This window comes from Burkholderia sp. Bp9090 (assembly GCF_003857985.1).
GTDB lineage: Bacteria > Pseudomonadota > Gammaproteobacteria > Burkholderiales > Burkholderiaceae > Burkholderia.
In genome coordinates this window covers 94,164-100,291 of the sequence record NZ_QTPV01000027.1, presented here as the reverse complement: position 1 = coordinate 100,291, position 6,128 = coordinate 94,164, and the positions used below count along the sequence as shown (strand labels likewise).

Here is a 6,128-nt window from a genome sequence, read left to right as displayed (position 1 = left end):
GACCGTGAAACGACTCTACGCCGATGATAGTGCGGATTCCCGTGTGAAAGTAGGTAATCGTCAGGCTCCCTAAGCCAAAAACCCCCGCCCGAAAGGCGGGGGTTTTTGCATTTGCGGCAAAGAAATACGCGCGCAATGGCGAAGTGCAACGTGGCTGGAACTGGGGTGCCGATGGCGTTAATTCATGTACCCACGGTGCTCGAACAACCCACCACTTTGCCCACCGAGATCTACCCGGTACATCCTTCTCCAGATCACACCAATCCGCCATCTGTCAGCACCGGTCAATGTTGCGGCGCATGACGATGACGTCATAATGGCCGACGATGCGTGACGTTGGTCCGCAATTGTCTGGAAATGCCACTTTGCAGCGGAATCCCCCGGCTTGATCCATCCGTCCCTCGAAGTGTCACGTCGACCTGCTCGTGTGCACCATTCGGCCAACGCGGCGCAATATCGTCATAAAAATCTATGCGCATAAAGTCCATTCGCGCGACATGCCCGACAGAGCGGACAATCAATCCTTCAGGGTAATATCGCCACTCGTCCCGATTACCGGCCTCGTCTGCACCTGCCGGAACTCGGCATCCTCGCATTCCGTCTCCTGTACCGTTCATGACTGACAGCCCTGCCCAAGGTGGTCGGACGACCGACTTCCTGCCGTACCTCGTCGCCGCAACGTTCTTCATGGAGTATCTCGACACGACCGTGATCGCGACCGCGTTGCCGCAGATGGCGCGCTCGTTCGGCGTCGGGCCGAACGCGTTGAGCCTCGGGATGACAGCCTACATGCTGGCGCTCGCGGTGTTCATCCCGATCAGCGGCTGGATCGCGGATCGCTATGGCTCGCGTACGGTGTTCGCCACGGCCATCTTCGTCTTTACCGGTGCGTCGGTGCTGTGCGGGCTGTCCGAGGGCGTGGTGACGTTCACGGCCGCGCGACTGCTGCAGGGTGTCGGCGGGGCGATGATGGTGCCGGTCGGACGGATGATCGTCGTGCGCAGCACCGAGAAGGCCAGGCTGATGCGTGCGATCGCGACGATTACGTGGCCGGGCATCGTCGCGCCGGTCGTCGGGCCGCCGATCGGTGGCTTCATCACGACCTACGCGTCATGGCGATGGATCTTCCTGTTGAATGTCCCGTTCGGCATCGCTGCGCTCGTCTGTACCTGGCTGATCGTCCGGAATACACGGGCCGATGAGCAACGGCCGCTTGACTGGGTCGGGTTCGTGCTGGCCGGCGGAGCGTTGACCTGTCTGCTGATCGGTACCGAAGCGGCCGGCCAGCAGGACGTCGACTTCACGCGCGCGGGCATTCTGGTGGGGGCGAGCGTGCTGTTCGGCATCGCCGCGTGGATGCACGCGCAACGCTGCGCGCACCCGCTGCTCGATTTCACGACGCTGAAGGTGCCGACGTTCTCGGTGACGGTGATCACCGGCTCGATCACGCGGATGGCGATCAACGCCGTGCCTTATCTGCTGCCGCTGCTGTTCCAGATCGGTTTCGGGCTGTCGCCGTTCCAGTCCGGCCTGCTGCTGCTCGCGAGCGCGCTCGGCAATCTCGGGATGAAGGCGGGAACGTCGTGGATCCTCGACCGCTTCGGTTTCCGGCGCGTTGCGCTCGTCGACGTGACGATCGTCGGAATCTTCACGATCGCGTGCGGCTGGCTGACCGCGTCGACGCCGCTGGCGATCACGCTGTTCGTCGTATTCGTCTACGGGCTCACGCGGTCGATGCAGTTCACGACGCTCGCGACGCTGGCGTATGCGGATATCCCGGCCCGGCAGACGAGCGCGGCCAGCACGCTGTGGAGCGCCGCGCAGCAGATGACGATCGGGATGGGGATCGCATTCGGTGCGTTGTCGCTGCGGCTCGCGGCGTTGGTACGTGGCGACGCGGCCGGCATGCACTACGTACTCGACGATTTTCGCTGGGCGTTCGTTGCGGCGGGCGTGCTCGCGCTGCTGACGCTGCCGGGCTATGCGCGGCTGGCTTCCGATGCTGGCGACCGCCTGCGGGCAAATGTGGCCCGAGGGTAGGCCGGATCTCGCGTTGCCTTGGCGTCGCGAAAGGTGAGGGCGGCGGCTTTTCGTTGCTCACCTGAAACATCGATCGGTCGAGGCGACGATGGTCCGACGGGCGGCACAACCCGTTATCCGTTACCACGAGCGATGAGCGGACCGTACGGCGACGGCAGGGTGCAACGAGCCTCGAGCACCGACGTGCGGTGCCGGTTGCACGACCCTGTCCGCGTGCCGAATGGCGCGACAGCGTCATGTTCGTTCCGCGGGCCGTCACTGTGCGTCATGGAAGATGATGCCGACCGTGTGGCGGTGGCCGCTTCGAATTCTGCTCACACCATGGCGCAAGTTGACGCGGTAGACGCCGCGCGTTCCCTGCACGGGCCTGCCGTGCACGGCGAAGATCACCGCGTCGCCTTGCATGAGCGGCACCACTTCCGCGCGTGACTGCATGCGTGGCCGCTGTTCCGTCAGCACGAACTCGCCGCCCGTGAAATCCCGCCCGGGTGCCGACAACAGGATCGCGACCTGGAGCGGAAAGACATGCTCGCCATACAGGTCTTGATGGAGACAGTTGTAGTCGTCCGGCCCGTATTGCAGGATCAGCGGCGTCGGGCGTGTCTGCCCCGCCGCGTGGCAGCGATCGAGGAAGGTCCGGTGCTCTTTCGGATAGCGGACGTCGCTCCCGAGTGCCTGGTTCCAGCGATTCGCGATCGGCGCGAGATGCGGATAGAGCGTCGCACGCAACTCGGCGACGACCGCGGGCAGCGGGTACGCGAAGTATTTGTATTCGCCGCGCCCGAACCCGTGCCGTGCCATCACGACGCGTGAACGGTAGAGTGCATCCCGCGCATAGAGCGAGGCGAGCGCATCGCACTCGCTTGTGGAGATCAGGCCTGGTACCCGCGCACATCCGTAGCGATCGAGCTCGACATCGACGGTCGACCAGTCGATTGCGTCGACGCGTTGCGCGATGTCCGGCGATTCGACGGCAGGTTGCAGATCGGCGATATTCACGGGCATCCCTCGGTTCGTCAGCAGTGTGGCGCCGTACGGTCGCGCGAAATACTCGCCAGCGTCGCGTGCACGGTTGAAGCCACGATGAAAGTCGATGAACCCAGTCTAGCGGCGTCCGCGTGCTGGCGCGCTCCAGATCTTGCGCTTCAATTCGGAAGGGGGAGGGAAAGGTTGGGAATGCGGCACGGGCACATCGGTTGCCGCGATGTGTCGGAGCGCAGAAGCGCAGAAGCGCAGAAGCGCAGAAGCGGAGAAGCGACTGAGGAACCTTCCACGGCAGGCGACCGGTTTTCACCGGCCACGCGCCGCTTCCCCGATCAAGCCACCGACCGGAACAACCAGTAGAGCCCGCCAGCCAGTACGATCGACGCGGGCAGCGTCAGCACCCACGCGAGCACGAGGCTGCGCACCGTGCTCCACTGCAACCCGGATCCGTTCGCCGCCATCGTGCCCGCGACACCCGACGACAGCACGTGCGTCGTCGACACGGGCAGCCCGTACACGTCGGCGGCGCCGATCGTCAGCATCGCGACGAGTTCGGCCGACGCGCCCTGCCCATACGTCAAATGCTGCTTGCCGATTTTCTCGCCGACGGTCACGACGATCCGTTTCCAGCCGACCATCGTGCCGAGGCCCAGTGCGATCGCGACAGCCACCTTCACCCAGGTCGGAATGAACTTGGTCGCGTGGTCGAGCTGCTTGCGATAGTTGTCGATCGCGAGCTTGTCGTCGGCGGCGAACGCGGGCTGCCCCGACTTCTCGATCAGGCGAATGGCTTCGGACACCAGATACATCGTGTTGCGCACGTTGTCGACGTCGCGTTGCGGCACCGCCGCCATCGACCCCGACGCGCCGACCGCGTTCGCGAGCGACGCGGACAGCTGCTGCACGGCCGGCAGCACCGTGGGCGTCAGTTCACGATGCTGCACGTAGTGTTCGACGTCGGCACGCGGGTTCGCGGACGGCGCGACGCCGTTCGTGTACTTCCCGAACGTCGCGGCAGCCTGGTTCGCGACGGCGACGAAGGTCTGCGTTTCGGCCGGCGTGACGGCCTTGTTCAGCGCATACGCGGTCGGCACCGTGCCGATCAGTATCAGCATGATGAGGCCCATCCCTTTCTGCCCGTCGTTCGACCCGTGCGCGAACGACACGCCCGTGCAGGTCAGGATCAGCAGGCAGCGAATCCAGAACGGCGGCGGCTGATCCTTCGGCGGCTCCTTGTACAACTCCGGAACCCGCACGAGCGCCTTCAGCACGAGCAGCAGCAGTGCCGCGCACAGGAAGCCGACGATCGGCGAGAACAGCAGCGACTTGCCGACGCCGAGCGCCTGGGCCCAGTCGACGCCGCTCGTGCCCGACGGCCCGTGCATCAGCTGGTTCATCAGACCGACACCGATGATCGACCCGATCAGCGTATGCGAGCTCGACGACGGCAATCCGAAATACCAGGTCGCGAGGTTCCACACGATCGCGGCGATCAGCAGCGCGAACACCATCGCGAAGCCTGCGCCGCTGCCGACCTGCAGGATCAGCTCGACCGGCAGCAACTGCAGGATGCCGAACGCGACGGCGCCGCTCGAGACCATCACGCCGAGGAAGTTCCACATGCCGGACCAGATCACCGCGACGTTCGGCGTCAGCGAGTGCGTATAGATCACGGTGGCGACCGCGTTTGCAGTGTCGTGGAAGCCGTTGACGAATTCGAAGCCGAGCGCGATCAGCAGCGCGGCGCCGAGCATCAGGTACGGAAACAGCGAGCCTTCGCGGACCGGCGACAGGTCGGCGATCAGGTGCGTGGCGATATAGAGGGCGCCGAACGCGAGCACCAGTAGAAAGACGGCATAGCCGACCTGCCTGGTGCGTTCGACGGAACCCGAATTGTTCGGTGCAGACGAAGCAGGTTGATTCATGACGGTATCTCGTAAGGGAACCGCGTCCGATCCTAGCTTTCGCTACCAGTCAGTTTGATGACAGTCGGGATGTCGAATCATCGTCTTACGGATGTGTAAGGGGAGGGTGCCGTGACGTCGAATTGCGACATGTCGTGCCGGCTCGCGTCGTCATCCATATCGTGAACAGGCCCGCGCACCGGCATGCGGGCCGCGGGAAGCGCGCACGGCGCGAGCGCCGCTAGCGCAGCATGCGCGGCGCGCTCCATGTCGATTCACGCGCCAGCGCGACGAATGCGGCCAGATAGTCGATCGACGCATCCGCCTCGCGGATGCCGAGGAAGATCTGTTTCGCGATCCCTTTCTTGCCGAGCTTGACCGGCACGACCGGCATCCGGTCCGCGTATTCATCTGCAAGCCATCTTGGCAGCGCGGCCACGCCGCGCCCGCTCGCCACCATCTGCAGCATGATGTCGGTCGTTTCGATCGACTTGTGACGCCGCGGCACGATGCCGGCCGGCGTCAGGAACTGGTTGTAGATGTCGAGCCGGTCGGTCTCGACCGGGTAGGTGATCAGGATCTCGTCGGTCAGCTGCTCGGGCGTCACGTAGTCGGCGTTCGCGAAACGGTGCGCGTCCGCGACCACCAGCACCTGTTCGTAATCGAACACGGGATCGAAGCGCAGGCCCGGCTTGTTCAGCGGGTCGGGCGTCACGAGCACGTCGATGTCATGGCCGAACAGCGCTCCGATGCCGCCGAACTGGAAGCGCTGCTTCACGTCGACGTCGACGTCCGGCCAGCGCGACAGGTACGGCGACACGACCTTCAGCAGCCACTGGTAGCACGGATGGCACTCCATCCCGATGCGCAGCGTGCCGCGCTCGCCCTTCGCGTACTGCTTCATGCGCTCCTCGGCGAGCTCGAACTGCGGCAGCAGCCGGTTCGCCAGCCTCAGCAGATACTGCCCGCCCTGCGTGAGCCGCAGGCCGCGGCCTTCGCGGTCCCAGATCGGCGTGCCGAGTTGCTGCTCGATTTTCCGGACGGTATGGCTGAGCGCCGATTGCGTGAGATGCAGCGCGTTGGCGGCCGCGGTCAACGAGCCCTGGCGCTCGACTTCGCGGATCACGACGAGATGGAATCGTTCCAGCATGGGTATCGCTTGCCCGACAGATACATGAACAGATTTAATGGATGAATGAA

General features: G+C 64.5%; 4 protein-coding genes. 1 reads left to right on the top strand and 3 read right to left on the bottom strand.

Translation table 11 applies throughout. The features are described from left to right. The first annotated feature begins 615 nt into the window (after window positions 1–615). Entirely contained in the window at window positions 616–2,040 is a 1,425-nt protein-coding gene (locus DIE16_RS23185; RefSeq protein ID WP_124488700.1) for a DHA2 family efflux MFS transporter permease subunit, read from the top strand. 255 nt (window positions 2,041–2,295) lie between these two features. Here DIE16_RS23185 and DIE16_RS23180 read toward each other — a convergent pair whose 3' ends face one another. The 3 genes from DIE16_RS23180 to DIE16_RS23170 all read right to left on the bottom strand — a co-directional run bounded on the left by DIE16_RS23180 (window position 2,296) and on the right by DIE16_RS23170 (window position 6,078). After that, the gene (locus DIE16_RS23180) at window positions 2,296–3,039 is read right to left on the bottom strand and encodes a 2OG-Fe(II) oxygenase (protein ID WP_185500328.1); all 744 of its coding nucleotides are present in this window, start codon (window positions 3,037–3,039) and stop codon (window positions 2,296–2,298) included. A gap of 317 nt (window positions 3,040–3,356) precedes the next feature. After that, window positions 3,357–4,949, bottom strand: coding sequence for an inorganic phosphate transporter (locus DIE16_RS23175; protein ID WP_124893476.1), 1,593 nt, complete (start codon window positions 4,947–4,949; stop codon window positions 3,357–3,359). A gap of 220 nt (window positions 4,950–5,169) precedes the next feature. Continuing rightward, on the bottom strand, window positions 5,170–6,078 hold the full coding sequence (locus DIE16_RS23170; RefSeq protein WP_124523339.1) for a LysR family transcriptional regulator: 909 nt from the start codon (window positions 6,076–6,078) through the stop codon (window positions 5,170–5,172). Window positions 6,079–6,128 lie beyond the last annotated feature (50 nt).